This is a genomic window from Amycolatopsis sp. NPDC098790 (assembly GCF_044759945.1).
Lineage (GTDB): Bacteria > Actinomycetota > Actinomycetes > Mycobacteriales > Pseudonocardiaceae > Amycolatopsis.
Genome location: NZ_JBIWAI010000002.1, coordinates 1,281,866 through 1,307,570, shown reverse-complemented (window position 1 = coordinate 1,307,570; position 25,705 = coordinate 1,281,866). Strand labels below are relative to the sequence as shown.

Annotated in this window: 25 protein-coding genes; 12 read left to right on the top strand and 13 right to left on the bottom strand. The window is 70.3% G+C overall.

Annotated elements, in window-relative coordinates:
- Positions 1-2 precede the first annotated feature (2 nt).
- The 4 genes from ACIQWX_RS19830 to ACIQWX_RS19815 form a co-directional block, all read right to left on the bottom strand.
- Positions 3-1,580 (bottom strand): cellulase family glycosylhydrolase, encoded by a 1,578-nt coding sequence (locus ACIQWX_RS19830; RefSeq protein ID WP_400872711.1) that lies wholly within the window; start codon positions 1,578-1,580, stop codon positions 3-5.
- 10 nt (positions 1,581-1,590) lie between these two features.
- Positions 1,591-4,536, bottom strand: a complete 2,946-nt coding sequence (locus ACIQWX_RS19825; protein ID WP_400872708.1) for a glycoside hydrolase family 48 protein — start codon at positions 4,534-4,536, stop codon at positions 1,591-1,593.
- A gap of 97 nt (positions 4,537-4,633) precedes the next feature.
- Complete coding sequence (locus ACIQWX_RS19820) at positions 4,634-4,759, bottom strand: hypothetical protein (protein WP_400872706.1); 126 nt, start codon at positions 4,757-4,759, stop codon at positions 4,634-4,636.
- A 141-nt stretch (positions 4,760-4,900) separates the two neighbouring features.
- Complete coding sequence (locus ACIQWX_RS19815) at positions 4,901-5,896, bottom strand: LacI family DNA-binding transcriptional regulator (RefSeq protein ID WP_400875823.1); 996 nt, start codon at positions 5,894-5,896, stop codon at positions 4,901-4,903.
- A 250-nt stretch (positions 5,897-6,146) separates the two neighbouring features.
- Between ACIQWX_RS19815 and ACIQWX_RS19810 the strand changes: the two genes are divergently transcribed.
- From ACIQWX_RS19810 to ACIQWX_RS19785, 6 genes are all read left to right on the top strand, one after another.
- The gene (locus tag ACIQWX_RS19810; RefSeq protein ID WP_400872703.1) at positions 6,147-7,448 is read left to right on the top strand and encodes an extracellular solute-binding protein; all 1,302 of its coding nucleotides are present in this window, start codon (positions 6,147-6,149) and stop codon (positions 7,446-7,448) included.
- 4 nt (positions 7,449-7,452) lie between these two features.
- Positions 7,453-8,442 carry a carbohydrate ABC transporter permease gene (locus tag ACIQWX_RS19805; protein WP_400872700.1) on the top strand — a complete coding sequence of 330 codons (990 nt, stop codon included), beginning with the start codon at positions 7,453-7,455 and terminating at the stop codon, positions 8,440-8,442.
- Positions 8,439-9,311, top strand: a complete 873-nt coding sequence (locus tag ACIQWX_RS19800; protein WP_400872697.1) for a carbohydrate ABC transporter permease — start codon at positions 8,439-8,441, stop codon at positions 9,309-9,311. The genes ACIQWX_RS19805 and ACIQWX_RS19800 overlap by 4 nt, the downstream gene beginning before the upstream one ends.
- A 2-nt stretch (positions 9,312-9,313) precedes the next feature.
- Entirely contained in the window at positions 9,314-10,735 is a 1,422-nt protein-coding gene (locus tag ACIQWX_RS19795; RefSeq protein WP_400872695.1) for a GH1 family beta-glucosidase, read from the top strand.
- Between the two features lie 948 nt (positions 10,736-11,683).
- Entirely contained in the window at positions 11,684-13,450 is a 1,767-nt protein-coding gene (locus tag ACIQWX_RS19790) for an IlvD/Edd family dehydratase (RefSeq protein ID WP_400872692.1), read from the top strand.
- A gap of 79 nt (positions 13,451-13,529) precedes the next feature.
- Positions 13,530-13,841: a DUF3040 domain-containing protein gene (locus tag ACIQWX_RS19785; RefSeq protein ID WP_400872689.1), complete on the top strand. Its 312-nt coding sequence runs from the start codon at positions 13,530-13,532 to the stop codon at positions 13,839-13,841.
- Here the strand turns inward: ACIQWX_RS19785 and ACIQWX_RS19780 are convergent.
- Positions 13,838-14,965 (bottom strand): NADP-dependent malic enzyme, encoded by a 1,128-nt coding sequence (locus ACIQWX_RS19780; RefSeq protein ID WP_400872687.1) that lies wholly within the window; start codon positions 14,963-14,965, stop codon positions 13,838-13,840. The two genes, ACIQWX_RS19785 and ACIQWX_RS19780, sit on opposite strands and share 4 nt — an antisense overlap.
- A 43-nt stretch (positions 14,966-15,008) precedes the next feature.
- On the bottom strand, positions 15,009-15,425 hold the full coding sequence (locus tag ACIQWX_RS19775) for a CBS domain-containing protein (RefSeq protein ID WP_400872684.1): 417 nt from the start codon (positions 15,423-15,425) through the stop codon (positions 15,009-15,011).
- Between the two features lie 87 nt (positions 15,426-15,512).
- Between ACIQWX_RS19775 and ACIQWX_RS19770 the strand changes: the two genes are divergently transcribed.
- Positions 15,513-16,145: a UdgX family uracil-DNA binding protein gene (locus tag ACIQWX_RS19770; RefSeq protein WP_400872681.1), complete on the top strand. Its 633-nt coding sequence runs from the start codon at positions 15,513-15,515 to the stop codon at positions 16,143-16,145.
- Here the strand turns inward: ACIQWX_RS19770 and ligD (ACIQWX_RS19765) are convergent.
- From ligD (ACIQWX_RS19765) to ACIQWX_RS19750, 4 genes are all read right to left on the bottom strand, one after another.
- Entirely contained in the window at positions 16,138-17,001 is an 864-nt protein-coding gene (gene ligD / locus ACIQWX_RS19765; protein WP_400872678.1) for a non-homologous end-joining DNA ligase, read from the bottom strand. The genes ACIQWX_RS19770 and ligD (ACIQWX_RS19765) overlap by 8 nt on opposite strands.
- Positions 16,998-17,942, bottom strand: coding sequence for a non-homologous end-joining DNA ligase (ligD, locus tag ACIQWX_RS19760; protein WP_400875821.1), 945 nt, complete (start codon positions 17,940-17,942; stop codon positions 16,998-17,000). Before ligD (ACIQWX_RS19760) ends, ligD (ACIQWX_RS19765) begins: the two co-directional genes overlap by 4 nt.
- A gap of 5 nt (positions 17,943-17,947) precedes the next feature.
- Positions 17,948-18,886, bottom strand: a complete 939-nt coding sequence (locus ACIQWX_RS19755; protein WP_400872676.1) for a Ku protein — start codon at positions 18,884-18,886, stop codon at positions 17,948-17,950.
- Between the two features lie 115 nt (positions 18,887-19,001).
- Positions 19,002-19,199, bottom strand: coding sequence for a hypothetical protein (locus tag ACIQWX_RS19750; protein WP_400872674.1), 198 nt, complete (start codon positions 19,197-19,199; stop codon positions 19,002-19,004).
- A gap of 191 nt (positions 19,200-19,390) precedes the next feature.
- Between ACIQWX_RS19750 and ACIQWX_RS19745 the strand changes: the two genes are divergently transcribed.
- Positions 19,391-19,600 (top strand): hypothetical protein, encoded by a 210-nt coding sequence (locus ACIQWX_RS19745; protein WP_400872671.1) that lies wholly within the window; start codon positions 19,391-19,393, stop codon positions 19,598-19,600.
- A gap of 39 nt (positions 19,601-19,639) precedes the next feature.
- On the opposite strand, the gene ACIQWX_RS19740 is transcribed toward ACIQWX_RS19745, so the two are convergent.
- A complete protein-coding gene (locus ACIQWX_RS19740; RefSeq protein WP_400872669.1) occupies positions 19,640-20,005 on the bottom strand; it encodes an STAS domain-containing protein in 366 nt (121 codons plus the stop codon).
- A gap of 295 nt (positions 20,006-20,300) precedes the next feature.
- Between ACIQWX_RS19740 and ACIQWX_RS19735 the strand changes: the two genes are divergently transcribed.
- Positions 20,301-21,032: an ANTAR domain-containing protein gene (locus ACIQWX_RS19735; RefSeq protein ID WP_400872666.1), complete on the top strand. Its 732-nt coding sequence runs from the start codon at positions 20,301-20,303 to the stop codon at positions 21,030-21,032.
- A 15-nt stretch (positions 21,033-21,047) separates the two neighbouring features.
- On the opposite strand, the gene ctaD is transcribed toward ACIQWX_RS19735, so the two are convergent.
- A complete protein-coding gene (gene ctaD, locus ACIQWX_RS19730; RefSeq protein WP_400872663.1) occupies positions 21,048-22,820 on the bottom strand; it encodes a cytochrome c oxidase subunit I in 1,773 nt (590 codons plus the stop codon).
- A gap of 83 nt (positions 22,821-22,903) precedes the next feature.
- A complete protein-coding gene (locus ACIQWX_RS19725; protein WP_400872658.1) occupies positions 22,904-23,866 on the bottom strand; it encodes an LLM class F420-dependent oxidoreductase in 963 nt (320 codons plus the stop codon).
- Positions 23,867-23,985: 119 nt separating this feature from the next.
- Here ACIQWX_RS19725 and ACIQWX_RS19720 point away from each other — a divergent pair, with 119 nt between their 5' ends.
- The 3 genes from ACIQWX_RS19720 (at position 23,986) to ACIQWX_RS19710 (ending at position 25,615) form a co-directional block, all read left to right on the top strand.
- Positions 23,986-24,315: a plasmid stabilization protein gene (locus ACIQWX_RS19720; protein WP_372665490.1), complete on the top strand. Its 330-nt coding sequence runs from the start codon at positions 23,986-23,988 to the stop codon at positions 24,313-24,315.
- Between the two features lie 62 nt (positions 24,316-24,377).
- Positions 24,378-24,827, top strand: coding sequence for an ATP-binding protein (locus ACIQWX_RS19715; RefSeq protein ID WP_400872655.1), 450 nt, complete (start codon positions 24,378-24,380; stop codon positions 24,825-24,827).
- On the top strand, positions 24,824-25,615 hold the full coding sequence (locus tag ACIQWX_RS19710; RefSeq protein ID WP_400872652.1) for a SigB/SigF/SigG family RNA polymerase sigma factor: 792 nt from the start codon (positions 24,824-24,826) through the stop codon (positions 25,613-25,615). Before ACIQWX_RS19715 ends, ACIQWX_RS19710 begins: the two co-directional genes overlap by 4 nt.
- The last annotated feature ends 90 nt before the right edge of the window (positions 25,616-25,705 follow it).

Below are 25,705 nucleotides of genomic sequence, written 5' to 3'. Positions count from 1 at the left end.
GGTCAAGCGGTGCACGGTGTGGCGCCGACGGCGAACCCGGTCGGTGTCCCGGGAGCGCCGGTCGCTTGGAAGCCGATCGACGTCGAGGCGCCGCCGGCGAGGTCGGGCGCCCAGGACGGCGCCTTGGCGCTCGCCTGCTGCCCGGTCTGGGTGACCGTCGCGCCCCAGCCGCCGGTGATCTGCACCCCGGAGGGCACGGTCCAGCCGAGTGCCCAGGTCTTGAGCGGCGAGGTGCCGGTGTTCTTGAGCGTCACCGAGGCGACGAACCCGCCCTGCCACGTGTTGTCGACGTGGTAGGCGACCGCGCAGCTCACCGCGGGCGGCGGGTCGGTCGTCCCGCCCCCGCCGCCGACGGGCGGGATCAGGTACGGCTGCAGGATGGCCTGCTTGGCCTGGTTGACCGTCGTCCAGTCGTCGTTGAGGATGCCGCCGGTGTCCCCGGAGTTGGGGTTCCACGACCAGTACGTGAAGCTCATCCCGGTCGCGCCGGTGCCGGCGTACTTCATCAGCTCCTGCAGCCACGTCTTGTCGCGCGGGTCGGCGAGCGTGCTGCCGAACTCGCCGAGCAGCACCGGCGCGATGTTCTGCTTCTGCAGGTAGCCGAAGAAGTGGTCCCACAACGCCGGCAGGTTCGCCGGGAAGGACGGGTCGGAGAACCACGGCTGCGCGAACACCGACGTCGCGTACTCGTGCGCCGAGTAGACGAGCTTGTCCGGTTTGGACAGGCGCACGGGGAACTGCCGGGCCCCGGAAAGGTTGCCGCCCCACCAGCCGCACTGCGGATCGCCGGTGCCGCTCACGCAGTCGACGCCCTCGACGATGACCAGCCAGTCGGGGTTGGCCGCGAGGACGGCGTTGCCGCCGCGTTCGGCGGCCAGGCGCCAGTCGGTCGCGGTGTCGCCGCAGCCCCAGCACGCTCCGCCGCCACCCTGGATCGAGTGCGGTTCGTTGTGCAGGTCGGCGCCGATCACCGTGGGGTTGCCCTTGTAGTGCTGGGCGAGCATCGTCCAGTCCGAGAGCCACCGGCTTTCGGGGTAGGCGCTGGTGTACCAGAGCGGGGACTGCGCGCCGGAGTCCGGCCGGTGCCGGTCGAGGATCACGCGCATGCCCTTGGTACCGGCGTACGCGATGATCTTGTCGAGCACCTGCAGCCCGGAAAGCCCTTGCAGGTCCGGGTTCTGGACGGCGTCGATGCTGGTCGGCTTCGAGCCGGCGTCGAACAACTGGTTCGAGTACGGCAGCCGCAGCGTGTTGTAGCCGAGGCTCGCCATCTGGTCGAGCATGTCCCGGTAGTTCCGGCTCCACAGGCCGTGCGGCGAGTAGTTGCCGGTCTCGGCACCGAACCAGTTGATGCCGGTCATCCGCACCGGCGTGCCGGTGGCGTCGACGAGCTGGGAGCCCGACGCGTGCCAGTATCCCGTGCCGGTGCCGGCCAGGGCGGCACTTTCACGTGAAAGTGCCGCTCCCAGGTGGGCACTTTCACGTGAAAGTGCCGGGGCGGGGGCCGCGGTGGCCGGGGACGCCGTGAGTACGGCGGCCCCGGCCAGTGCGGCGACCGCGAAGGCGAGCAGTCGCTTCATCGAGTGCCTTTCAGCCGAACAGGGCGACGTGCGCGGCGAACGCCGTGGCGATCTCCGACTGCGCCCAGAACCGGTGGTAGGTGAACGTCGGCGCGGCGCCACCGTCCAGGTAGGACTGGACCTTCGGCCACTGCGGGTCGCTCTTGTAGAAGGAGCGGATCGAGGTGAACGTCGAGCTCGAGTTGATCGCGTCGCCGTTCGGCATCGTGCCGGTCCAGCCGCTCGGGACGTACAGGCCCTGGTCGGTGGTGGCGTTGTAGGCATCGTCGAACCGGTTGTAGTCCGCCCGGGTCTCCGGCACCGCGATGCCCTTGGTGTCGGTGTTGGCCGACAGGGCCGTGAGCAGCTGCTCCCCCACGGTCTTGGCCTGCGCGTTGCTCGAGCCGGCCGCGTAGTAGAGCAGCGTCTTGGCCAGCGACGCCGCGACACCGACGTCGTTGCTGTAGTTCTTCACCGTGACGTGCAGGCCGGTGTTCGAGCCGGGGCTGGTGGCGTTCCAGGTGTCCGGCGCGCCGCTCCAGGTCAGGTCGGATGGGATCTGGAAGCTCCCGCCGGCGCCGACCGTGGTGCCCGCGATCGCCCACGGGACCCACTTGTCGAGGATCTTCTTCGCGCGGGCATCATTGGTCGCCTGGTAGTACTCGGCGATCCGCTCCATGCCCCACGTCTGGAACCCGAACCACTGGTTGCTCGGCGGGTCGTGCCAGACCGGCTGCCAGTCGTAGAACATCCCGTAGAACGTCGGCGTACCCGACGGCGGGGTGCCGTACTGGCCGTCCCAGCTGTTGGTCGCGCCGCCGGCGAGACCGCCTTCGGACGACTGCAGCCATTGCAGGAACTCCATCTGCCTGCCGAGGCTGGTGGCCCAGTCCTGGGCGCCGGTGGCCGAGGTGACCTTCAGGCCCGGGTCCGCCGAAAGTGCGTACGCGGCCAAGGGGTTCTGGTAGCCCTGGTGGGCCGCGCCGTCACCGATCCGCCACGCCCAGGCGCTGGCCGGGTCCATCGAGCCGCCCCAGGCGTAGTACCAGGAGACGAGGTAGTGCTCGCTGTCCTTGCCGGTGCCCGCCGCGCAGGTGGACGCGCCGACGCAGTTGCCGATCTTCTTGAAGTACTTGTCGAACAGCGAGTACCGCAGGTAGTCGCCCATCTTCGACGCCTTCTTGACGACGGCGGCGATGTCCGCGCTCTTGCCCTGCGCGGCAGCCCACTTCTCGGCCTGGAAGGCCACCTGCACGGCGCGGGCGTCCGCGTCGGGCGCGTTGGTGTACTTCCACTGCTTCGCGTACGACGTGTCGCCGGTGAACAGGTCGAGGTAGCCGTTCTTGCCGCCGAACTTCAGGACGTCGCAGCTGGGCTGGGTGACCGTCTCCCAGACCGACTCCTGCGAGCCGCGCTGGAAGGTGTTGATGAACGCCGGCGCGGTGTTCGTGCCGTCCTCGCAGTGGCCGAACTTGTAGATGTTGTCCACGTCGAGCAGCCAGTGCATGCCGTAGACGTCCGCCGAGCCGTAGGCGGCCTTCAGCTCCGCCGCGATCGGGTCGGCGCCGACGGAGACGCCGGTCTGCAGCTGCGACGGGTACGACTTCGGGCTCGGGTACTCGGCCGCGTAGGTCGCCGGCTTGCTCGCGTTGTAGCCGGAGTTGCCGGGCTGGTCGGCCGCGGACGGGATCGCGTACGTCTCGATCGACGTCCACGCCTGGTTGAACGGGGCCCAGTCCCCGGTGATCCGCCCGTAGGACGCCTCCAGCCACAGGTAGTAGCTGAACGCCTCCGACGTCGTCTCGTGCCCGTGGTCCGGGGCCTCGACGATGAGCGTCTCGATCGAGTGGTAGGGCACCAGGATGCTGCCGAACTTGCGGAAGTAGCCGTTGTTCGGGTCCTTGATCTTGTTGTACTGGGTCAGGAACGCGAGCTGGTAGTCCGAAGTGGACGACGAGATCTCGTTGACCGTCACCGTCGCGGCGGTGTACCCGCTGCTGCTCGCGGTGAAGGTCGCGCTGCCGAGTTCTCCGCCGTTGTCGGCGCTCTTCACCGTGACGTTCTGCGGGGTGTTCCAGTTCGTCGTCGAGAAGGTGAGGCTCGCGGGGGTGGCGGTGAGGTCGGTGCTGCCCGCCGTCCGGGCGACGGCGACCGTGACCGGCGCGGTGGGCGCACCGGCGAGGCTGACGGCGAACGTCGCCGTGCCGCCCTGCTTGACCTGGGCCGTGGCCGGCGCGGCGACGATCGTGGGGCCGGACAGCACCTTCACGCTGACCGGGCTCGACGTCGCCGACGCGTTCTTGTTGTCGTAGGCCTTGGCCGTGATCGAGTACGTCCCGGCCGGGACGTTGCCCCAGCTGCCTTCGAACGGCGCGGCCGTGTCGGTGGCCAGCAGCGTGTCGCCGGCGTAGAACTCGACCTTGGCGATCGTGCCGTCGGTGTCGGCGGCCGTCGCGGCTAGCGGGACCGTCGCCGGTGCGTAGTACGTGCCGGTCGACGTGGGCGAGGTCAGGGTGACCGTGGGTGCCTTGTTGGCGCCGGTGCACGCGGTGCCGTTGACGGAGAAGTCGGCCGGTGGGCGGTTGGCGGAGCCCTTCGAGCCGTTGAAGCCGAAGCTCGTGCTCGCGCCGGTGCCGAGGTGGCCGTTGTAGGAGAGGTTCGTGGCGGTGACCGCGGCGCCGGTCTGGGCGAAGGTGGCGCTCCAGCCCTGCTGGACCTTCTGGCCGTCCAGGAAGGTCCAGCCGACCTGCCAGCTGTCGAGCGGCGCGCCGTCGTTGCGCAGCGAGACGTTGGCGGTGAACCCGGTGTCCCAGTCGTTGGTGGTGTAGGTGACGGAACAGGCGACGTCGGCGGCGAGCGCCGAGGAGGGGACGACCAGCGTGGCGGCGAACGCGACCGCGGCCGAAGCCAGGGCCAGCGCGCGGCCGCGTAACCAGCGCGTTCGGCGCGCGGGGCGCCATCGGGGAGAGGAACGCATGGCTGCGGAACTCCTTTGTCCGTAGGGAGCCAGCGATCTGGGAGCGCTTCCAGGCGCAGACGGTAGCCAGCCGGAAACCTGGATGTAAAGAATCGAGTCAGAAAAACACCGCGGCCGCGAACGTCACATCGGCGCACCCGGCGAACGAGGACCCGCTGAACACTCCTGAACAGCCGCCGCCGATGGTCGGCCCGTCACTCGAACGGCCCAGCGCGGTGGTCACGGGGAGTGTCGCGGAAACGGCGTTTAGCGCCGAACGCGTAGATCTGAACGGGCAGCTGAAGGGCACCTTCAGTACGCGTGACGCACTGAAGGGCACCTTCGTCGCATCAGATGCGACGAAGGTGCCCTTCAGCCCGGCGGGTCAGCTCGAGGCGCGGACCGCCAGCGAGACCGGGAGGATGTGCTGCCGCGGCTTGAGGCCCTGGTCGTCGAGCAGCTGCATCAGCGTCTCGACCATCTCGTGGACCTGCTCGCGCGGGTCCTGGTGGACCGACGTCAGCGGCGGGTCCATCGCCGGGGCCAGCGTCGCGTTGTCGTCGAAGCTGACCACCGCGACGTCGTCGGGGATGCGGCGGCCCGCCGAGTCCAGCGTCCGCAGCGCGCCCACCGCCATCATGTCGCTGGCGACGAACACCGCGTCCAGGTCGGGGTGGCGGCTCAGCAGCGCGGACATCGCGGTCGCGCCGCCGGACAGCGTGAAGTCGGCTTCTTCGGCCAGGTCGGCGGGGTCGAGCCCGGCGTCGAGCAGGGTCTTGCGCCAGCCGGCGAGCCGGTCGATCGGGGCGCTCTGGTCCTGCGGGCCGGCGATCGTGGCGATCCGCCGCCGCCCGGCCGCGACCAGGTGCTCGACGGCCAGCCGGGCGCCGCCCTCGTTGTCGAAGTCGACGACGTGGACGCCGCGCCGGATGCCGGCCGCCTGCCCGCCGAACACCACCGGGATGCGCAGCAGCCGCAGCGCCTTGGGCAGCGGGTCGGCCCGGTGCGGCGCGAACACCAGCGCGCCGTCGACGTGGCCGCCTTCGAGGAAGCGGACCGTCCGGCTCAGGTCCTCGCGGATGTCGCTGAAGATGAGCACCATCTGGCGGCCGACGTCGGCGAGCTCCCGGTAGCCGGCCCGCATGACGGCGGCCCGGTACGGGTCGTCGAGCAGCCGGGACTCCGGCTCCGACAGCACCACCGCGACAGCCCCGGTCCGGCGCGTGACCAGGGAGCGAGCCGCCTGGTTCGGGGAGTAGCCCAGGTCGCGCGCCGCGGCGAGGACCTTCTCGCGCGCCGCCGCGCTGACGTACGCGTCGTCGTTCAACGCGCGCGACGCCGTCGACCGCGACACGCCGGCGAACGCCGCGACGTCCTCCAGCGTCGGCCGTTCTTCATCCCCTGCTCGAGGCCCCACGGCACCGCCCTCAATCACCCGCTACCACCCTGACCGCCTCAGCTTAACGTTCACGCCCTCACCCGTCCGGGAGCGCTCCTCGCAGGAAACGCTCCGGTTACGACCCCTTGACACCGGTGAAGGCCCCCAGCAGACTCTGCGACACCTGGGAGCGCTCCCAGTCGGGCTCCCAGCAGTGAGAGCGCTCATTCCCGTCAACAAGGTGGTTGAACACGTGAGAACGATCCGGAACGGCCTGGTCCTCGCACTGGGCATCACGATGACGGCGCTCGGCGCCTCGGCCTGTGGCAGCGGCGGTGACAGCAGCACCCCGCCGGCGGCGGGCCCGAACGAGCACGTGGACCTGACGCTGGCGACGTTCACCGAGTTCGGCTACGAGGCACTCATCCCGGAGTACGAGCGGCTGCACCCGAACATCAAGATCACCCACCGCAAGACCGGCCAGGGCGGCCCGTACCACGAGGAACTCGTCACCAAGCTGGCCGCCGGGTCCGGCCTCGCGGACGTGACCGCACTCGAAGAGGGTCACCTCTCGGACTTCCTCGACAAGGGCTCGAAGTTCAACGACCTGAGCAAGATCGGCCCGGCCGACGCCTCTCCCGACCGCTGGCTGAACTGGAAGTACGACGCCGCCAAGACCAAGGACGGCAAGCTCATCGGCTACGGCACCGACATCGGCCCGCTCGCCATGTGCTACCGCAAGGACCTGTTCAAGGCCGCCGGCCTGCCGGACGACCCCGAGGCCGTGAAGCCGCTGTTCGCCACCTGGGACAGCTACTTCCAGGCCGGCGCCGACTACTCCGCCAAGACCAAGAAGGCCTGGTTCGACTCGGCCTCGCAGAACTTCAACGCCATGGTCAACCAGCTCCCCCAGGGCTACATCGGCTCCGACGACAAGCTCGCCGTCGAGAGCAACCAGGGCATCAAGGACGCCTGGACCAAGGTCACCGACGCGGTCGCCAAGGGCGAGTCGGCCAAGCTCACCGCGTTCAGCAACGAGTGGAACACCGGCTTCAAGCAGGGCGCGTTCGCCACGAAGGTGTGCCCGGCGTGGATGCTCGGCGTCATCAAGGAGCAGGCCGGCCCGGAGAACGCCGGCAAGTGGGCGGTCACCGCGGCCTTCCCCGGCGGCGGCGGCAACTGGGGCGGCTCGTACCTGACCGTGCCGACGCAGTCGAAGCACCCGAAGGAAGCCGCCGAGCTGGCCGCGTGGCTGACCGCGCCGGAGCAGCAGATCAAGGCGTTCCAGGCCAAGGGCACCTTCCCGAGCCAGGTCAAGGCGCTGTCGGACCCGGCGCTGCTGAGCAAGACCGACGACTACTTCGGCGGCACGAAGGTCGGCGAGCTGTTCGCCGAGCAGGCCAAGAAGGTGCAGAAGCCGCAGTACAAGGGCCCCGGTGACGGCCAGATCCAGGAGAACGCGTCGAGCCCGGCCCTGCAGGCGGTCGAACAGGGCAAGTCGGCGGCGGACGGCTGGAACCAGATGGTCGAAGCCGCGAAGAAGATCACGCGCTGAACCGATGACCGTCCTCGACAAGGTCGCGCCGGAAGGGAGTAAGGCCGGGGAGCGCACGTCTCCCCGGCCCACCTTCCGTCACCGGTTGAGCCGGTGGGACGTCAAGGTCTCGCCGTACCTCTACATCGCGCCGTTCTTCATCCTCTTCGGGATCGTCGGGCTGTTCCCGCTGCTGTACACCGCGTACGTCTCGCTGTTCAAGTGGGAAGCCGGGAGCGACGACCCCGACTTCATCGGCCTCGACAACTTCAAGGAGCTCTTCGCCGACACGCAGTTCTGGAACGCGCTGACCAACACGATCAGCATCTTCCTGCTCTCCAGCGTGCCGCAGCTGATCATCGCGGTACTGCTGGCGGCGCTGCTCGGGGCCCGGCTGCGCGGCGCGACGGGCTGGCGGGTCGGCATCCTGCTGCCGTACGCGGCCAGCCTCGTCGCGATCGGCATCATCTTCGCGAACCTGTTCGGCCCCAAGTACGGGCTGATCAACGGCGTGCTCCAGACCATCGGGCTCGACCCGGTCGACTGGCAGGCCAGCCGGTTCGGCAGCCACGTCGCCATCGCGATCATGGTCAACTGGCGCTGGACCGGGTACAACGCCCTGATCGTGCTGGCGGCCATGCAGGCCATCCCGAAGGAACTGCACGAGGCGGCGCTGATCGACGGCGCCGGCACGTGGCGCCGCTTCTGGAACGTCACCCTGCCGTTGCTCCGGCCGACGCTCGTCTTCGTCACCATCACCTCGACGATCGGCGGCCTGCAGATCTTCACCGAGCCGAAGCTGTTCGACGCCATGCCCGGGTCGAACAACGGCGGCTCCACCAACCAGTTCCAGACCGTGACGCTGTACCTCTACCAGACGGCGTTCCAGAACGCCGACCTCGGTTACGCCTCGGCGATCGCCTGGGTGCTGTTCGTGATCATCGTGCTCATCGCGCTGGTGAACTTCTTCCTCACCGGCCGGATCGCGCGTCCCCAGGCGGTGAAGAAGAAATGACGACTGTCCAGAGTGACGGTAGCAATACAAGACTGCGACAGAAGGTCGCCACGCTCGGCAAGCCACGCAAGGCGACCTACGTCGTGCTGGCGATCTTCGTGCTCGGCTCGCTGTTCCCGTTCTACTGGTCGTTCCTGGTGGCCAGCCGCGACAACGGGATGCTCACCGAACGCATCCCGCCGTTCGTACCCGGCGGCAACTTCTTCGCCAACGCCGCGCGCGTGTTCGACACCGTGCCGTTCTGGAAGGCGCTGGCCAACAGCGTCATCGTGTCCGGCACGGTGACGCTGACGACCGTGCTGTTCTCCTCGCTGGCCGGGTTCGCCTTCGCGAAACTGCGGTTCCGCGGGCGCAACAAGCTGTTCGTGTTCATCGTTGTCACGCTCGCGGTGCCCACGCAGCTGGGCATCATCCCGCTGTTCATCGCGATGTCCGAACTGGGCTGGACGGGCAGCCTGACGGCGGTGATCGTGCCCAACCTGGTCACCGCGTTCGGCGTGTTCTGGATGCGGCAGTACACAGTGGACGCACTGCCGTACGAGCTGATCGAGGCCGCGCGCGTCGACGGCTGCAGCATGATCCGGATCTTCTGGAACGTCTGCATGCCCGCGGTCCGGCCGGCCGCGGCGATCCTCGCGATGTTCACGTTCATGATGTCCTGGAACGACTTCCTGTGGCCGCTGGTGGTGCTGGACGCGGGCAACCCGACCGTCCAGGTGGCGCTGGAGAAGCTGCAGAGCGGCTACTACGTCGACTACTCGCTGGTGCTGGCCGGTACGACCCTGGCCACCATCCCGATCCTCATCGTCTTCGTCCTCCTCGGCCGCCAGATCGTGGCCGGGATCATGCAAGGTGCCGTGAAAGGGTGAACATGTCCGTACATCCCGACAGCGTTCGGTCGGAGGACGTCCGGGCGGAGACCGCGTTGATGTTCCCGCCCGGGTTCGTCTGGGGCGCCGCCACCGCGGCGTTCCAGGTGGAAGGGGCCACCACGGCCGACGGTCGCACCGACTCGGTCTGGGACGTCTTCGCGCGCCGTCCGGGTGCGGTCGTGGGCGGCGACACCGGCGACCCGGCGGCCGACCACTACCGCCGGTACGGCGAAGACGTCGACCTGATGCGCCGGCTCGGCCTCGGCGCGTACCGCTTCTCGCTGGCCTGGCCCCGCGTCCGGCCGGACGGCGGCGCGCCGAACGCCGCCGGGCTCGCGTTCTACGACCGGCTGGTCGACTGCCTCCTGGAGGCCGGCATCCAGCCGTGGGCGACGCTCTACCACTGGGACCTGCCCCAGACGCTCGAGGAAAAGGGCGGCTGGACCAACCGGGACACGGCGTACAGGTTCGCCGAGTACACCGAGACGGTGCTGGCCCGGCTCGGCGACCGCGTCGCCAGCTGGTCGACGCTGAACGAGCCGTGGTGCGCGGCGATGCTCGGCTACGCGGGCGGCATCCACGCGCCCGGCCGCACCGACCACCCGGCCGCCGTCGCCGCCACGCACCACCTGCTGCTGGGCCACGGGCTGGCGATGGACATCATCCGCCGCCACGCCCCCGGGGTACCGGCGGGAATCACGCTCAACCTGTACCCGGTCGCCCCGCACGACCCGGCGAACGTCACCGACGTAGCCGCGGCCCGGCGCATCGACGGCCTGCAGAACCGCCTGTTCCTCGACCCGGTCCTGCGCGGCGGCTACCCGGACGACCTGGTGACCGACCTGGCCCCGTTCGGCCTCGGCGACGTGGTCCGCCAGGAGGACGCGGCGATCATCGCGGCGCACGTCGACTGGCTGGGCGTGAACTACTACCGCGACTACCGCGTGGCGGGCCGCCCGGTGCCGGGCAGCGAGCCGGCGGGCCCGGAGTGGGTGGGAGCGGGCGACGTCCACTTCGTCCCGGACCCGGCGGCCCCGCGCACGGACTCCGGCTGGGAGGTCCAGCCGGCGGGGTTGACGGAGTCGCTGCTGCAGGTCCACCGCGGCTACCGCAGGGTGCCGCTGTACATCACGGAGAACGGAGCGGCGTACCCGGACGTGGTGGCGGACGGCGGCGACATCGTCGACACCGACCGGGTGGCGTTCCTGGACTCCCACCTGCGAGCGGCGCACGACGCGCTGGAGGCCGGGGTGGACCTGCGCGGCTACTTCTACTGGTCGTTGCTGGACAACTTCGAGTGGGCGGAAGGGTACGCAAAGCGGTTCGGCCTGGTCCACGTGGACTACAAGACCCAGGTCCGAACGCTGAAGCGCAGCGCGCAGTGGTACTCCCGGGTGATCGGGTTGAACGGCCTGGGCTGACACGCCGAGCGGGCCACCGGCGCGGGTGGCCCGCCCGGGTGGGTGAGGGGTGCGGCCGGGCCCGAGGGATCCGGGCCCGGCCGCTCGGCCGTCTCGCGCCCGCCCCGAGGGTCGCCAATGCCTCATTCGGGACATCTGACGCCCCCAATGCGCCATTCGCGACACCACTCGGCCGGGTCGGCTCCCCACCGCCGGCCCGGCTCCCCACCGCCGGCCCGGCTCTGCGCCCGCCGCCCGCCGGCCGCCTTCGCAGCCCGCCCACGCCAACCTCGAGACGCAAGGGGAACTCGAGAACGGCCACGGACGAGAACCCAGACTCCCCCGCACCCCGATCCGAAGCCAGAACACGGCCGGCAACGCCGGGTCAAGGCATCTTTCCCGCCTTGACGCGGTGTTGCCGGCCGTAGTCACAATGACAGCTTCGGGGTGCCGGAAGGGCTTTTAGGAACCCGCCTACCGAGACGCGGCAGGGCGGGGCACAGGCGCGGCAGGGCGGGGCACAGGCGCGACGGGGGCGGGGCACAGGCGCGGCAAGCCGGGTACAGGCGCGACGGGGCGGGGCACAGGCGCGGCAAGCCGGGCACAGACGCGGCAGGGCTCGGCGAAGACGCGGCAGGCTGGGCACCGACACGGCAGGGCTGAGTAAAGGCGCGACTGGCTGAGGACAGGCGCGGCAAGGCTCGGGAGAGCTGGGGACGGGCGCGGCAAGGCTCGGCAGAGGCGCGGCCGGGCTGGGGACAGGCGCAGCAGGGCTAGGCAGAGGCCCAGCGGGGCTCAGCACGAGCGCAGCAAGCGCGGCAAGGCTCGGCAGAGCTGGGGACAAACGCAGCAAGGCTCGACAGAGCCGCGGCCGGGCTCGGCACAGGTGCGCCAAGGCTGGGAAGGCAATGCAAGCCGAGCGGGCACAGAGGCGTGCATTCCGCCGCCCCCGTTGCCAAACTGGCCAGCATGGGACTGCGCAGCGAAGCTTGGTTCAACAACCCCGCCGACCCGGGAATGACGGCCCTCTACCTAGAGCGCTACATGAACTGGGGCCTGACCCGCGAAGAACTCCAGTCGGGAAAACCGATCATCGGCATAGCGCAGACCGGCTCCGACCTCTCCCCCTGCAACCGGCACCACCTCCAACTCGCCGACCGCACCCGAGAAGGCATCCGGGAAGCCGGCGGCATCGCCATCGAGTTCCCGGTCCACCCCATCCAAGAGACCGGCAAGCGCCCGACCGCCGCCCTGGACCGGAACCTCGCCTACCTCGGGCTCGTCGAGACCCTCTACGGCTACCCCATCGACGGCGTCGTCCTCACCACCGGCTGCGACAAGACCACGCCCGCCTGCCTGATGGCCGCCGCGACCGTCGACCTGCCGGCCATCGTGCTGTCCGGCGGCCCCATGCTCAACGGCTGGCACAACGGCGAGCGCACCGGCTCGGGGACCATCGTCTGGAAGGCCCGCGAACTGCTCGCCGCCGGGGAGATCGACGACGCCGGGTTCATGGAGCTCGTCGCCTCCTCCGCCCCTTCACCCGGGCACTGCAACACCATGGGCACCGCTTCGACCATGAACGCCCTCGCCGAGGCGCTCGGGATGAGCCTGCCCGGCTGCGCCGCCATCCCCGCCCCGCACCGCGACCGGGCGCGGATGGCCTACCGCACGGGGCTGAGGATCGTCGAGATGGTGCGCGAGGACCTCAAGCCGTCGGACATCCTGACGCGCGAGGCGTTCGAGAACGCCATCGTCGTCAGCTCGGCGATCGGCGGCTCGACCAACGCGCCCATCCACATCGGCGCGATCGCCCGGCACGTCGGCGTCGACCTGCTCCTCGACGACTGGCAGCGCCTCGGTCACGCCGTCCCGCTGCTCGTCGACCTCCAGCCGGCGGGCAAGTACCTCGGCGAGGAGTTCCACCGCGCGGGCGGCGTCCCCGCCGTCGTGCACGAGCTGATGCGCCACGACCTGATCCACGAAGACGCACCGACGGTCAACGGCCGCACGCTCGGCGACAACTGCCGCGACGCCGAAGCCGGCGACCGCGACGTCATCCGCACCTTCGGCACCGCCCTCACCGAAGACGCCGGGTTCCTGGTCCTCAAGGGCAACCTCTTCGACGCCGCGATCATGAAGTCCAGCGTGATCTCCCCCGAGTTCCGCCGCCGCTACCTGGCCGGCGGCGTCTACGAGGGCACCGCCGTCGTGTTCGACGGCCCCGAGGACTACCACGCCCGCATCGACGACCCGGACCTCGGCGTCGACGAGCACTCGCTGCTCGTCATGCGCGGCACCGGCCCGCTCGGCTACCCGGGCTCGGCCGAAGTCGTCAACATGCGGCCACCGGCGGACCTGATCAAGCGCGGGATCCACGAACTGCCGTGCCTCGGCGACGGCCGCCAGTCCGGTACGTCCGGTTCGCCGTCCATCCTCAACGCCTCGCCCGAAGCCGCCGCGGGTGGCGGGCTCGCGGTGCTGCGGACCGGCGACCGGGTGCGGATCGACCTCGCCGCCGGCACCGCCGACGTCCTGATCCCCGGCGAAGAGCTCGCGCTGCGCCACAAGGAGCTGGCCGAGGCGGGCGGGTACCCGGTCCCGGACGCGCAGACGCCGTGGCAGGAGATCCAGCGGTCGATGGTCGACCAGCTCTGCGACGGCATGGTGCTGCGCCCGGCGGTGGCGTACCAGCGGATCGCGGCGACGAAAGGCATCCCCCGCGACAACCACTAGCGGCACTTTCACGAGAAAGTGCCGCTTCGGACGCGGTGGGAGGGGGTATCCCTGCGGTAGCCGAGGCGAGGAGGCCATCATGCTGCCGGAGCGAGAGCGCCACGCGTTGCGCGAAATCGAGGCGGAGCTGCAGGCGAGCGACCCCGTGTTCGCGGCCGCCTTCACCGGCCGCACCCTGCGCGAGGCCAAGCGGTGGAGCCTGCTGCTGGTGCTGTGCGACGTCACCGCGGTGGTCATGCTCGTCGTCGGCCTGTTCGCCCGCGACGCCGCGCTCGTGCTGTGGGGCACGGTCGGAGCCGGCGCGCTGGTCGCGTGGCACATCGCCCGCGCCGAGACGGCCGCCCAGTCCACTCAGGACGGAAAGCCGGCGGCCGGGTCCACAGTGGACTAGCCGGCCGCCCGCGCCGCGCCGGCGACCGCCTCCGCCATCGCCGGCACCAGTGCCTCGTCGAACACGCTCGGCACGATGTGCCCGGCGTCCAGGTCGTCGCCGACCACGTCCGCCAGCGCGTGCGCCGCCGCCAGGAGCATCTCGCCCGTCACCCGCGGGGCGCCGGAGTCGAGCAGCCCGCGGAACATCCCGGGGAACGCCAGCACGTTGTTGATCTGGTTGGGGAAGTCGCTCCGACCGGTGGCGACGATCTCCGCGTGCTTGCCCGCCGCCTCGGGATCGACCTCCGGGTCGGGGTTGGCCAGCGCGAAGACGATCGCGCGGTCCGCCATCCCCGCGAGGTCGCCGGGGTCGAGGAGGCCGCCCGCGCTCACGCCGACGAACACGTCCGCGCCCCGCAGCACGTCCTGGACGCTCCCGGTGGCGTGCGACGAGTTGGTGTTCTCCGCCAGCCAGTGCTTCTCCCCCACCAGGTCCCGGTCCGGGTGCAGGACGCCTTCGCTGTCGCAGACGACGACGCCGTCGGAGCGGTAGCCCGCGCGCAGCAGCAGCCGCGCGATCGCGCTGCCCGCCGCCCCCGCGCCGGCGACGACGACCGACGTGCTCCCGGGGTCGCGGCCGGTCAGCTTCAGCGCGTTGTGCAGCGCGCCGAGCACGACGACCGCGGTGCCGTGCTGGTCGTCGTGGAACACCGGGATGTCGAGCTCGTCGTGCAGCCGCCGCTCGACGGTGAAGCACCGCGGCGCGGCGATGTCCTCGAGGTTGATCGCGCCGAACGACGTCGCCAGGTCCTTGACGGTGCGGACGAGGTCGTCGGGTTCACGGCTCACCGGGCAGATCGGCCAGGCGTCGACGTCGGCGAAGCGCTTGAGCAGCGCCGCCTTGCCCTCCATCACGGGCAGCGCGGCGGCCGGGCCCCGGTCGCCGAGCCCGAGCAGCGCGGACCCGTCGGACACGATGGCGACCGAGTTGCCCTTGACCGTCTCCCGCGCGAGGAGGGACGGATCGTCGCCGACCCGCTTCGCCTGGTCCGCGACGCCCGGCGTGTAGTGCTCGGCCAGGTCGCCGGGGGTGTCCAGGGCGACGCGGGTCGCGACTTCGACTTTTCCTCGGCTGCGTGACATGCCCGCGGGGTACCCGGACCGCCCGGGGAGGAATCACCGCCGCTCAGTCGTAGGACAGAGCCTCGACGAGCTCGCCTGCCGTCGGGTTCGTCAACGCGCGGGCGACGTCGGCCTGCGCGACGATGCCGACGAGGTCGTGCCCGTCGATCACCGGGAGCCGGCGGACGCGGTGCTCGGACATGGTGCGCAGGATCTCCTCGGCGCCGTCGTCCGCACCGATCGTCACGACCTCGCCCTGGGCGAGCTCGCCGACGTGGACCGCGCGGACGTCCTTGCCCTCGGCCAGCACCTTCACCACGATGTCGCGGTCGGTGATCATGCCCTTCAGCCGGTTGTCCTCGCCGCAGATGGGCAGCGCGCCGACGTTCAGCCGGGCCATGGTCTGCGCCGCGTCGTGCACGGTGTCCGACTCCCGGGCGCAGGTCGCGTCCGACGTCATGATCTCGCGTGCGGTGGTCATCGTGAACTCCTTCCGTTCTCGGGATACCGCGCGGCTACCCGGGGTGCGCGGGTTTACCCGTGCGCCGTGGCGGGAATTTCCCGGCACATGCCGGATACCCGCGGTGCCGAGCCGCCGGACACCACCGACCTCGACCGGTTGCGGTCAGCGGCGTCGGGCTGCCACGGCTGTCACCTGTACGAGGACGCCACGCAGACCGTCTTCGGCGAAGGCACGAAACGGGCGAAGGTCCTGGTCGTCGGCGAACAGCCGGGCGACAAGGAGGACCTCGCGGGCGAGCCGTTCGTCGGGCCCGCCGGGAAGCTCCTGGACCGCGCGTTCGAAGAGGCCGGGTTCGACCGGAAGGCGCTCTACGTCACCAACGCGGTCAAGCACTTCAAGTTCAAGCGCGACGAACGCGGGAAGCGCCGCATCCACCAGAAGCCCGGCCGCACCGAGGTGGTCGCCTGCCGGCCGTGGCTGCTGGCGGAGCTGCGCGCGGTGCGCCCGGCGCTGGTGCTGCTGCTGGGCGCGACGGCCGCGCAGTCGCTGCTGGGCACCAAGTTCAAGCTGACGGAGCACCGCGGCGAGCCGGTGGAGGCGCCCGAGGACGTGGCCGAGCTGATGCCTTCCGCGATCGCGACCGTGCACCCGTCGGCGATCCTGCGCGCCCCCGACCGCGACGAGGCCTACGCGGCCTTCGTCGAAGACCTCAAGGCGGCGAACGCACTGCTCAAGTGAGCTGCTTCACCGCCGCCTCGGCGGACGCCGCGTGCGCGTCCAGGTCCCGCCACGGGTCGTCCTTGCGCGCCAGCCGCTGCTTCTCCTTGGCCAGGCTCCACCCGTCCGGGTCCGCCTTGCCCAGCTCGCGCCAGTCCAGCGGGGTGGCCGCCGCGGCACCCGGGCGGGCGCGCAGCGAGTAGGACGCGACGAACGTCTGCGCGTAGCCGTTGCGGTTGGCGTCCAGGAAGATCCGGTCGCCGCGCTTGTCCTTGCGCTGCGCCGTCGTCAGGCGGTCCGGGTCGTCCGCGGCGACGCGGTCGGCGAGCGCGCGGGACAGCTCGAGCACGGTTTCGGTGCCGGTCTTCGCGTCCAGCGGCGCGAGCACGTGGAAGCCGCGGCCGCCGGTCGCCTGGACGAACGGCGTCAGCCCCACTCGCTCGTAGTGGTCGCGGATCCGCCGCGCGACCGCGCGCAGCTCGGCGACCGGCGTGCCGTCCGGCGGGTCGAGGTCGAGCACCAGCCGGTCCGGCCGCTCCGGTGCGTCCACAGTGGACAGCCAGACGTGGAACTCCAGCGTGCCCTGCCCCGCCAGGTATTCCAGGGTTTCGGCGTCTTCGCAGACGACGTAGTCGTCGGTGCCGCCACCGCGCCGGGGCACGCTCTCGACGCGGATCGAGTCCGGGAAGTGCTCCCCCGGGTGCTTCTGGAACCAGCCCTGGCCCTCGATGCCGTCGGGGTAGCGCCGCAGCGTCAGCGGACGGCCGCGCAGGTGCGGCACCATGACGCCGGCGACCGCGCGGTAGTACTCGACGACGTCGCCCTTCGTCAGCCCGTCGCCGGGGTAGTACACCTTGTCCGCGTGTGAAATCTTCATCCGCGCTCCCGCACGACGTCCGCCGCCTTCTTGTCCTCGCGCAGCCCGGCGAACCGCGGGTGCCGCAGCCGCCCGTCGCGCGTCCATTCGGAGAAGCCGATCTGCGCGACCAGGTCCGGCCGGACCCAGTGCGCACCCTTTTCCGCGACCGGCTCGGCGAACGGCGACTTCGGCGTCTCCCGCTCCCGCAGCTGCGCGTGCAGGGAGGCCAGGAGCCGCTCGTCGAAGCCGGTGCCGACCTTGCCGGCGTACTTCAGGCCACCGTCCTCGTGGTAGCCGAGCAGCAACGCGCCGAAGCCGTGGCGGGCGCCCTGCGGGTCGGTGAAGCCGCCGATGACGAGCTCCTGCCCTTGAGCGCACTTGAACTTCAGCCAGTCGGGGGACCGTCCGTGGTGGTACGGCGACTCCGCGCGCTTCGCGATGACGCCCTCCCAGCCGCGCCGGCAGGCATCCGCGTAGAACTTCTCGCCCTCGGTGTTGCGGTGGGCGGAGAGCCGGAGCGGGTCCTCGAAGTCGAACGCGTCGCGCAGCAACGCCTTGCGCTGCCGCAGCGGCAGCGCGGTCGTGTCTTGGTCGTCGTAGTACAGCAGGTCGAACAGGTAGTAGTGGACGCGCACGCCGGTGGCCCGCGCGCGGTCCGGGTCGCTGACGTGGATCCGCGGCTGCAGCGCCGCGAAGCTGGTGTCGGCGCCGTCGAACGCGACGATCTCGCCGTCCGCCACGAACCGCGGGCCGCCCTGGGCCGCCAGCGCTTCGACGAGCTCCGGGTAGGCGTTGTCCATCACCTTGTGGTTGCGCGAGTAGAGCGTCGGCGGGCCCGAGTCGCGCACGCAGATCGCCCGGACGCCGTCCAGCTTGCGCTCGAAGATCCAGCCGTCGTCGGAGAACCGGCGGTCGGTGAGCGTGGCCAGGGTCGGTTCGCGCCAGCCGGGTCCGGTCACCCCCGTCACGAGGCCTTCAGCGCCTTCTCCAGCTCGGCGCGCGTCATCTTCGACCGGCCCTTCACGCCCTGCTCGCGGGCCAGCTTGTCCAGGTCCGATTTGGACAGCTCGGCGAGGTCGGGCTCCTTCTTCTTCGCCGGCTTCTTGCCGGGTTTCTTGCTGCCACCCTTGCGGTTCTTCACGCTGCGCGACAGCGCCTCGAAGAGGTCGACGACGTCGGCCGAGGGCTCCGGCTCCTCTTCGTGGGCGATCTCCTTGCCCTGCTTCTTGGCCTTGATGAGCTCTTCGACGCGTTCGGAGTACTCGTCGCGGTAGTCGTCGGGCTTCCACGGCGCGGTCATCTCGTCCACGAGCGCGAGCGCCATGTCGAGCTCCTTGGGCCGCGGCTTAGGCAGGTTGGGCAGCCCGCCCATGACGTCCTTCGGCTTCCGCAGGTCGGCGACGAAGTGCAGGGTGTTGAGCACCATGACGTCCTCGCCGGCGCGGATCGCCGACAGGTATTCCTTGCCACGCAGGACGAACTTCGCGATACCGGCCTTCTCGCTGCGGTCCATCGCCTGCAGCAGCAGGCCGTACGCCTTGGCGAAGTCCTCCTTCGCCGGCTTGAGCCAGTACGTGCGGTCGAAGAACCACGGGTCGATCTCGTCGAGTTCGACGAACTGCTCGATGTCGATCCGCCGGGACCGCTCGGGCGCGATCTCGTCCAGCTCGTCGGGCTCGACGAGCACGTGGTCGCCGCCGCCGACGTCGTAGCCCTTGACGATCTCGTCCTGGGTGACCTCGTCGCCGGTCCGCTCGTTGACCCGCCGGTTGCGGATCCGGTCCGACGTCCCGCGTTCGAACTGGTGGAAGTGGATGGTGTGGTCCGCGACCGCGGGGTACAGCTCCACGGGGACGGTCACCAGCCCCAGGCTCAGGGCACCGCTCCAGACCGGTCTGGCCATGTCTCGACCTCCTCACCGGCAGCGGTACCCGGGTGGCGCCGGCCCGAAACGCCGACGGTGACGCAGCGGAGCCCGCCGTGACCGGGTCGGTCGCGACGGGCTCCGAGGTCGTGCGTCAGGCGACTTCGCTGCTGCGGCCGCTCGATCGGTGCAGGCCCAGCATGTCGAGCAGCTGAGCGCAGTCTTCGGGATCTTTCGCCCGCGCCGCGACGGCCAGCGCCGCCTTGCGCCGGGTGTCGGCCTGTGCCGGCGTGTCCCCGCCCTCGAGGAGGAGGTCCGCCACCGGTCGCAGGTCGTTCCGCTTGTCTCGCATGTTCGCTCCCCTCCGGCAATCCCCCGGTGAACCCTGTCGCCGGCCGATTACCCGGTCTCATCCCACCCAACACAAGAGTCACCGATCGGGTTCCCAGAGACGGGGCTTGCTAGGCCGAACGAGTGAATTCACCCGGTTCCGACGGGGGAACCGGCAAGGTAGGTGAGACCCCCGTCACACCAGGAGGCCGGATGGGCACCCAGCTCCGCATCAGCCGCGAGGACGGGTCGTTGCCCTGCGAAGTGTGCGGCTTCCCGACGATGCACGTCGCGCGGGTGGTGGCCGACGACGGAACCATCTTGGGCCGCACGCTGATCTGCACGACGTGCCAGCGCGGTGGGCATCGCCCGGACGCGGGTGCCGAGACCGAGGCACCGCCGGACGAGGTGCCGGCCGGTTAGCGGCGCCGAATAACCACGCGGCACCCCGAGCCGTCGCACTCAGGCCGGGGCGGGCTCGGGTCGTCCGATCGAAATCGCCAGTCGCCGGTCCGCCCCCGTCACCCGGAGTGCCCGCCGGACCAACGAGTTCGTCCCCGCCTCCACCACCAATTCCGTTCCGTTCTGCGAGGCCTGCAAAGCCGCGCGCAGCAGTACTCGGATCCCCGCGACACCGAGGAAGTCCACTTCGGACAGATCGAGGACGAGCCGATCCGGGGCCGCGCGCAGGCGGTCCGACACCAGCGTCGCCAGATCCGCCGCCGTCGTCGTGTCGATCGCGCCGCGGGCCGTGATCCGCACCGCGTGCGGGGCCGGCCACGTCGCGCGCAGCCGGAGTGCCGGGTTTCGGGGTCGGGGGACCTTCATGCCGGTTCGCCGCCGTCCTGGGTGCGCGGCCGGAGCGCCGCGAAGGGTGTGCCGAGGCCGGCTGCTGTGCTGAACCGTCACCCGAGCCTAACCACCTCCGGACCGCTCGCAACCTGCGTTGCTCCGAACGGGCGTGTGCCCTCGCCGAGGCGGTGACCGCTTGTGCCCGGGGTGACCGGGATGCAGTAATCTCGCGCTGGACCCGTTAAAGCGCTAGCGGCCCACTAGTGGCGCGCGCCCGGGTCCTCCCTGGTCCAGAGCGCCCTGAGAACAGAGAATGAGGGGCGTCACCAGGATGACGGGCGGCGATGAGCAGCTCACCGCGCGGTTGGACGAGGTCACGGTCGCGATGGAGACGCTGACCGCGATGCTGGACACCGAGCTCGACCTCGGGCAGATGCTGCAGGCGGTGTGCGACCACGCCGTGCAAGTGGTGCCGGGGGCGGACATGGCGAGCATCACCCTGGTGCGCGAAGGCGTGCCCGAGACGGTGGCCAGCACCGACCAGCGCGCGGTGAACTTCGACCGTGAGCAGTACCGGATCGGGGACGGGCCGTGCCTGCGCGCCGCCGAGACCGGGCAGCCGGTCCGCGTCGGCGTCGGGGCGGTCGGGGACATCTGGCCGCAGTTCGTGACGTCGGCCGAGCAGCTCGGGGTGGCCAGCTTCCTGGCCGCGCCGCTGACCGTGGACGACGACATGTCCGGCGCCGTGAACCTCTTCGGCTTCGGCGAGCACGGCTTCAGCGAACTGGGCACGAAGATCCTCGAGCTGTACACCGCGACGGTCGTGATCGGCCTGCGCAGCGCCCGCCGGTACTTCGCGGCCCGTGAGCTGATCGACCAGCTGAACCGGGCGCTCGAGACGCGCGCGGTGATCGACCAGGCCAAGGGGATCCTGATGGCCGCGCACCGGATCACCGCGGAAGAGGCGTTCCAGCGCCTGGTGAAGCGGTCCCAGGACGGCAACCGGAAGCTCCACGAGGTGGCGGCCGAGTTCGTGGCGGCGGTGGCCACCACCGCGAACTAGCGAACCACCGGCGGCTCAGCGCGACGAACCCGCCGCGCCCGCGTGGCCTTCCCGGGCCCCGCCCGGATCCGCTTCCCGGTCCAGCGCGCGGGCCCGCGCCCGCTTCGACCGGATGTACCGCTCCTCCTTCATCTGCTCCACCGCCTCCGGGTGGTGCAGCTCGAAGGCGGGCCGCTCGGAGCGGATCCGCGGCAGGTCCAGGAAGTTGTGCCGCGGCGGCGGGCACGTCGTCGCCCATTCGAGGCTGTTGCCGAAGCCCCATGGGTCGTCGACCAGGACCTGCTCGCCGTAGCGGTAGCTCTTCACCACGTTCCAGATGAACGGCAGCGTCGACGCGCCCAGGATGAACGCACCGATCGTCGAGATCGTGTTCAGCGTCGTGAAGCCGTCCGAGGTCAGGTAGTCCGCGTAGCGGCGCGGCATGCCCTCGTCACCGAGCCAGTGCTGGACGAGGAACGTCGTGTGGAACCCGATGAACGTCGTCCAGAAGTGCCACTTGCCGAGGCCCTCGTCGAGCATCCGGCCGGTCATCTTCGGGAACCAGAAGTAGATGCCGGCGAACGTCGCGAACACGATCGTGCCGAACAGGACGTAGTGGAAGTGCGCGACGACGAAGTAGGAGTCGGTCACGTGGAAGTCCAGCGGCGGCGACGCCAGGATGATCCCGGTGAGCCCGCCGAAGAGGAACGTCACCATGAAGCCGACGGACCACAGCATCGGCGTCTCGAAGGTCAAGTGCCCCTTCCACATCGTGCCGATCCAGTTGAAGAACTTGATCCCGGTCGGCACCGCGATGAAGAACGTCATGATCGAGAAGAACGGCAGCAGCACCGCGCCGGTGGCGAACATGTGGTGCGCCCAGACCGCCGCCGACAGGCCGGTGATCCCGATCGTGGCGAACACCATCAGCCGGTAGCCGTAGAGCGGTTTCCGGCTGAACACCGGGATGATCTCGGTGACGATGCCGAAGTACGGCAGCGCCACGATGTAGACCTCGGGGTGGCCGAAGAACCAGAACAGGTGCTGGAACATGATCACCCCGCCGTTCTCGGGGTCGAACACGTGCGCCCCGAGCCGGCGGTCGGCCTCCAGCCCGAACAGCGCGGCGGTGAGGATCGGGAACGCCAGCAGGATCAGGATGGCCGTGAAGAAGATGTTCCAGGTGAACAGCGGCATCCGCCACATCGTCATGCCGGGCGCGCGCAGCGTCACGATCGTGGTGACCATGTTGACCGCGCCCAGGATGGTGCCGAGCCCGGACACGATCAGGCCCATGATCCACAGGTCGCCGCCGACGCCCGGGGAGTGGATCGCGTTGGACAGCGGCGTGTAGGCCGTCCAGCCGAAGTCCGGCGCCCCGCCCGGGGTGAGGAACGAGCTGATCACGATCAGCCCGCCGAACAGGTAGAGCCAGTAGGCGAACCCGTTGAGCCGGGGGAACGCGACGTCCGGCGCTCCGATCTGCAGCGGCAGGATGTAGTTGGCGAAGCCGAACAGGTTCGGGGTGGCGTAGAGCAGCAGCATGATCGTGCCGTGCATGGTGAACAGCTGGTTGTACTGCTCCGGCGACAGGAACTGCAGTCCCGGCCGGCCCAGCTCGCCGCGCATCAGCAACGCCATCGCGCCGCCCGCCATGAAGAAGGCGAACGACGTCGTCAGGTACAGCAGGCCGATCGTCTTCGGGTCGGTGGTCCGCAGCAGGGCGAGCAGCGTCCCGCCCTTCGGTCCCCGCCGCGCCACCGCCAGCGGCACCGCCCGCAGGCTCGGTGCCGGCTTCACCTCGGTCATCCGCAGCTCCTGTCGCCGGACTGCCCCGTAACCCGCGTAGTACTCCTGATCACCCCGCCCCGCGTTCCCCCGAACGGGTGGAACTACTCCCGCAGGGCCGGGAGCAGCTCCTTTTCGGCGAAGTCGAGGAAGCCGTCCTGCTGGTCGCCGCCGATCTGGACCAGGGCGACGTCGGTGAAACCGGCCTTTTCGAACTCGCGCAGGCCCTCGACGATCGGCTCGACGTCCGGGCCGCACGGGATCGAGCCGGCGACGTCGTCCTCGCGGACGAACTGCGTGGCGCCGGCGAACCCGGCCGGGCCCGGCAGCTCGGCGTTGACCTTCCAGCCGCCGGCGAACCAGCGGAACTGCTCGTGCGCGCGCTTCACGGCCGCGTCGCGGTCGGTCCCCCACGAGACGGGCAGCTGCCCGATCTTGCGGCTCGGCGGGCCCGGCTTCGTCGCGTCCCACTCGCTCGACAGCTCGGCCTTCGGCTCGACGGCGATCATCGCGTCGGCGACCGGGGCGAACCGCCGGACCGACTGCGAACCGGACACCGCGACCCCGATCGGCACCCGGGTCTCCGGCAGGTCCCACAGCTTCGCGGAGTCGACGCGGAAGTGCTTGCCCTCGTAGTCGAAGTACCCGCCGTCGAACAGGCCGCCGATGATCTGCAGGGCCTCGGCGAGCATGTCGTGGCGCACGTTCGCCGGCGGCCAGCCGCGGCCGACGACGTGCTCGTTGAGGTTCTCCCCCGCGCCGAGCCCGAGGGTGAACCGGCCGCCCGAAAGCGCCTGGACCGTCGCCGCCTTCTGCGCCACGACGGCCGGGTGGTAGCGCATGGTCGGGCAGGTCACGTAGGTCATCAGCTCGACGCGCCCGGTGCTCTGGGTGACCGCGCCCAGCACGCTCCAGGCGTAGGGCGCGTGCCCCTGCTCGTCCAGCCAGGGCGAGTAGTGGTCGCTCATGACCTCGAAGTCGAAGCCGGCCTGTTCCGCGCCGGCGGCGAACCGGACCAGGTCGTTCGGGCCGGCCTGCTCGGTCATCAGCGTGTAGCCGATCTTCATCGGCGCCTCCAATCGGTCAGCTCCCCGCGTACCCACCCGGTGGCGCGGGTAACCGACCGTCGCGGTGGTTTACCGGGTGATCAACCGGGTACCCCGCCCGCGAGCGGAAGGAGTGTGCCATGCCCCAGTCGTGGAGTGCCAAGCGCGAACGGCAGTATGAGCACGTCAAGGACTCGGCCGAGGACCGCGGGGCGAGCACGAAGCGGGCCAAGGAGATCGCGGCCCGGACCGTGAACAAGAACCGCGCGCAGTCGGGCGAGTCCCGGCAGGCCAGCAAGACGTCGGTGAAGGACAAGTCGCCGCAGAAGCGCGGCGGCGAGCGCTCCGGCAACCGCAAGGGACCGGGCGGTCCGACCAAGGACCAGCTCTACAACGAAGCGAAGAAGCGGAACATCAACGGCCGCTCGACGATGACCAAGAAGGAACTCGAACGGGCGCTGGGCCGGTGACGAAACCGGAAACCCCTGATCAGCAAGTGTCGGCTTTCCCCCAGATGGGTAGTACCTCCCGCATGGAAGAAACACGAAGCGGCGGCTCGCACGGCAGCAAGCCGACGTTGGACGAGCTGCTCGAAGAGCCCGTCGAGCTGCGCCTGCCCGCCATGGCGGAGCAGATCCCGCTGGTCCGGATGCTGACGCACGGGGTCGTCTCGCGCGCGGACTTCGGGCTGGACGCCATCGCCGACGCGAAGATGGCCGTCGACGAAGCCTGCGCACAGCTGGTCCAGCTGGCCGAGCTCGGCACGCAGCTGCACTGCCGGTTCCTGCAGGCGGCCGACGGCCTCCACGTCGTCGTGTCCACCCGGTCGGCGGACCCGCGGCCGCCCAGCGACCGCACGTTCGGCTGGCACGTGCTCACCACGCTGAGCCGGTCGGTGACCGCGCACTGCGACGTCCTTCCCGGTGGAGGCGCGGGCATCGTCACGATCGAGCTGGTGCTGAACCCGGGAACGAGCGCGTGAGCGGCGAGCGGAAAACCCTCCTCCACCGCCCGGACGAATACGCCCACTGCGAGCCGCTGTTCGAGGAACTGGGGACCCTCGACGACGGCGACCCGCGGCGGGAGGTGGTCCGGAGCAAGCTGGTGACCGAGCTCCTGCCGCTGGCCGAGCACATCGCGACCCGGTTCTCCGGGCGCGGCGAGCCCCGGGAAGACCTGGTGCAGGTGGCGCGGATCGGCCTGATCAACGCCGTCGACCGGTTCGACCCCACCCGGGGTCACGACTTCCTGTCCTTCGCCGTGCCGACGATCATGGGCGAGGTGCGGCGGCACTTCCGGGACACCGGCTGGTCGGTGCGGGTCCCGCGGCGCCTCAAGGAGCTGCACCTGTCCCTGAGCCAGGGCTCGGCGGTGCTGTCGCAGCGCCTCGGCCGCGCCCCGACGCCGACCGAGCTGGCCGAGCACCTCAACCTGGACGTCGAAGAGGTCCGCGAAGGGCTCGTGGCCGGCAACGCCTACCAGGCGCTGTCGGTCGACAAGCCGGTGCACGACGACGCGGAGGCGCTGTCGCTGGCGGACACCATGGGGGAACCCGACCACGAGATGGCCATGGTGGAAAACCACGAGGCCCTCCAGCCGCTCCTGCAGGAACTGCCCAAGCGCGAGCGCGCCATCCTGGTGATGCGGTTCTTCGGCGGACTGACCCAGACGCAGATCGCCGACCGCGTCGGCATCTCCCAGATGCACGTCTCCCGGCTGCTGTCGCAGACCCTGGAGCAGCTCCGCGGGAAGCTCACCGGCGAAGGCTGACGCCCGCCGGCTCCCGCGCCCCTGCCCCTCCCGTCTTGAATGAGTCATTCAGGACCTCCCCGGTCCTGAATGACTCGTTCACGACGTCGT

What these genes read in the sequence shown, in the direction of transcription:
- ACIQWX_RS19830 (WP_400872711.1), bottom strand. Translation starts at nt 1,580, where the DNA reads ATGAAGCGACTGCTCGCCTTCGCGGTCGCCGCACTGGCCGGGGCCGCC.
- ACIQWX_RS19825 (WP_400872708.1), bottom strand. Translation starts at nt 4,536, where the DNA reads ATGCGTTCCTCTCCCCGATGGCGCCCCGCGCGCCGAACGCGCTGGTTA.
- ACIQWX_RS19805 (WP_400872700.1), top strand. Translation starts at nt 7,453, where the DNA reads ATGACCGTCCTCGACAAGGTCGCGCCGGAAGGGAGTAAGGCCGGGGAG.
- ACIQWX_RS19800 (WP_400872697.1), top strand. Translation starts at nt 8,439, where the DNA reads ATGACGACTGTCCAGAGTGACGGTAGCAATACAAGACTGCGACAGAAG.
- ACIQWX_RS19795 (WP_400872695.1), top strand. Translation starts at nt 9,314, where the DNA reads ATGTCCGTACATCCCGACAGCGTTCGGTCGGAGGACGTCCGGGCGGAG.
- ACIQWX_RS19790 (WP_400872692.1), top strand. Translation starts at nt 11,684, where the DNA reads ATGGGACTGCGCAGCGAAGCTTGGTTCAACAACCCCGCCGACCCGGGA.
- ACIQWX_RS19785 (WP_400872689.1), top strand. Translation starts at nt 13,530, where the DNA reads ATGCTGCCGGAGCGAGAGCGCCACGCGTTGCGCGAAATCGAGGCGGAG.
- ACIQWX_RS19780 (WP_400872687.1), bottom strand. Translation starts at nt 14,965, where the DNA reads ATGTCACGCAGCCGAGGAAAAGTCGAAGTCGCGACCCGCGTCGCCCTG.
- ACIQWX_RS19775 (WP_400872684.1), bottom strand. Translation starts at nt 15,425, where the DNA reads ATGACCACCGCACGCGAGATCATGACGTCGGACGCGACCTGCGCCCGG.
- ACIQWX_RS19770 (WP_400872681.1), top strand. Translation starts at nt 15,513, where the DNA reads ATGCCGGATACCCGCGGTGCCGAGCCGCCGGACACCACCGACCTCGAC.
- ligD (WP_400872678.1), bottom strand. Translation starts at nt 17,001, where the DNA reads ATGAAGATTTCACACGCGGACAAGGTGTACTACCCCGGCGACGGGCTG.
- ACIQWX_RS19755 (WP_400872676.1), bottom strand. Translation starts at nt 18,886, where the DNA reads ATGGCCAGACCGGTCTGGAGCGGTGCCCTGAGCCTGGGGCTGGTGACC.
- ACIQWX_RS19750 (WP_400872674.1), bottom strand. Translation starts at nt 19,199, where the DNA reads ATGCGAGACAAGCGGAACGACCTGCGACCGGTGGCGGACCTCCTCCTC.
- ACIQWX_RS19745 (WP_400872671.1), top strand. Translation starts at nt 19,391, where the DNA reads ATGGGCACCCAGCTCCGCATCAGCCGCGAGGACGGGTCGTTGCCCTGC.
- ACIQWX_RS19740 (WP_400872669.1), bottom strand. Translation starts at nt 20,005, where the DNA reads ATGAAGGTCCCCCGACCCCGAAACCCGGCACTCCGGCTGCGCGCGACG.
- ACIQWX_RS19735 (WP_400872666.1), top strand. Translation starts at nt 20,301, where the DNA reads ATGACGGGCGGCGATGAGCAGCTCACCGCGCGGTTGGACGAGGTCACG.
- ctaD (WP_400872663.1), bottom strand. Translation starts at nt 22,820, where the DNA reads ATGACCGAGGTGAAGCCGGCACCGAGCCTGCGGGCGGTGCCGCTGGCG.
- ACIQWX_RS19725 (WP_400872658.1), bottom strand. Translation starts at nt 23,866, where the DNA reads ATGAAGATCGGCTACACGCTGATGACCGAGCAGGCCGGCCCGAACGAC.
- ACIQWX_RS19720 (WP_372665490.1), top strand. Translation starts at nt 23,986, where the DNA reads ATGCCCCAGTCGTGGAGTGCCAAGCGCGAACGGCAGTATGAGCACGTC.
- ACIQWX_RS19715 (WP_400872655.1), top strand. Translation starts at nt 24,378, where the DNA reads ATGGAAGAAACACGAAGCGGCGGCTCGCACGGCAGCAAGCCGACGTTG.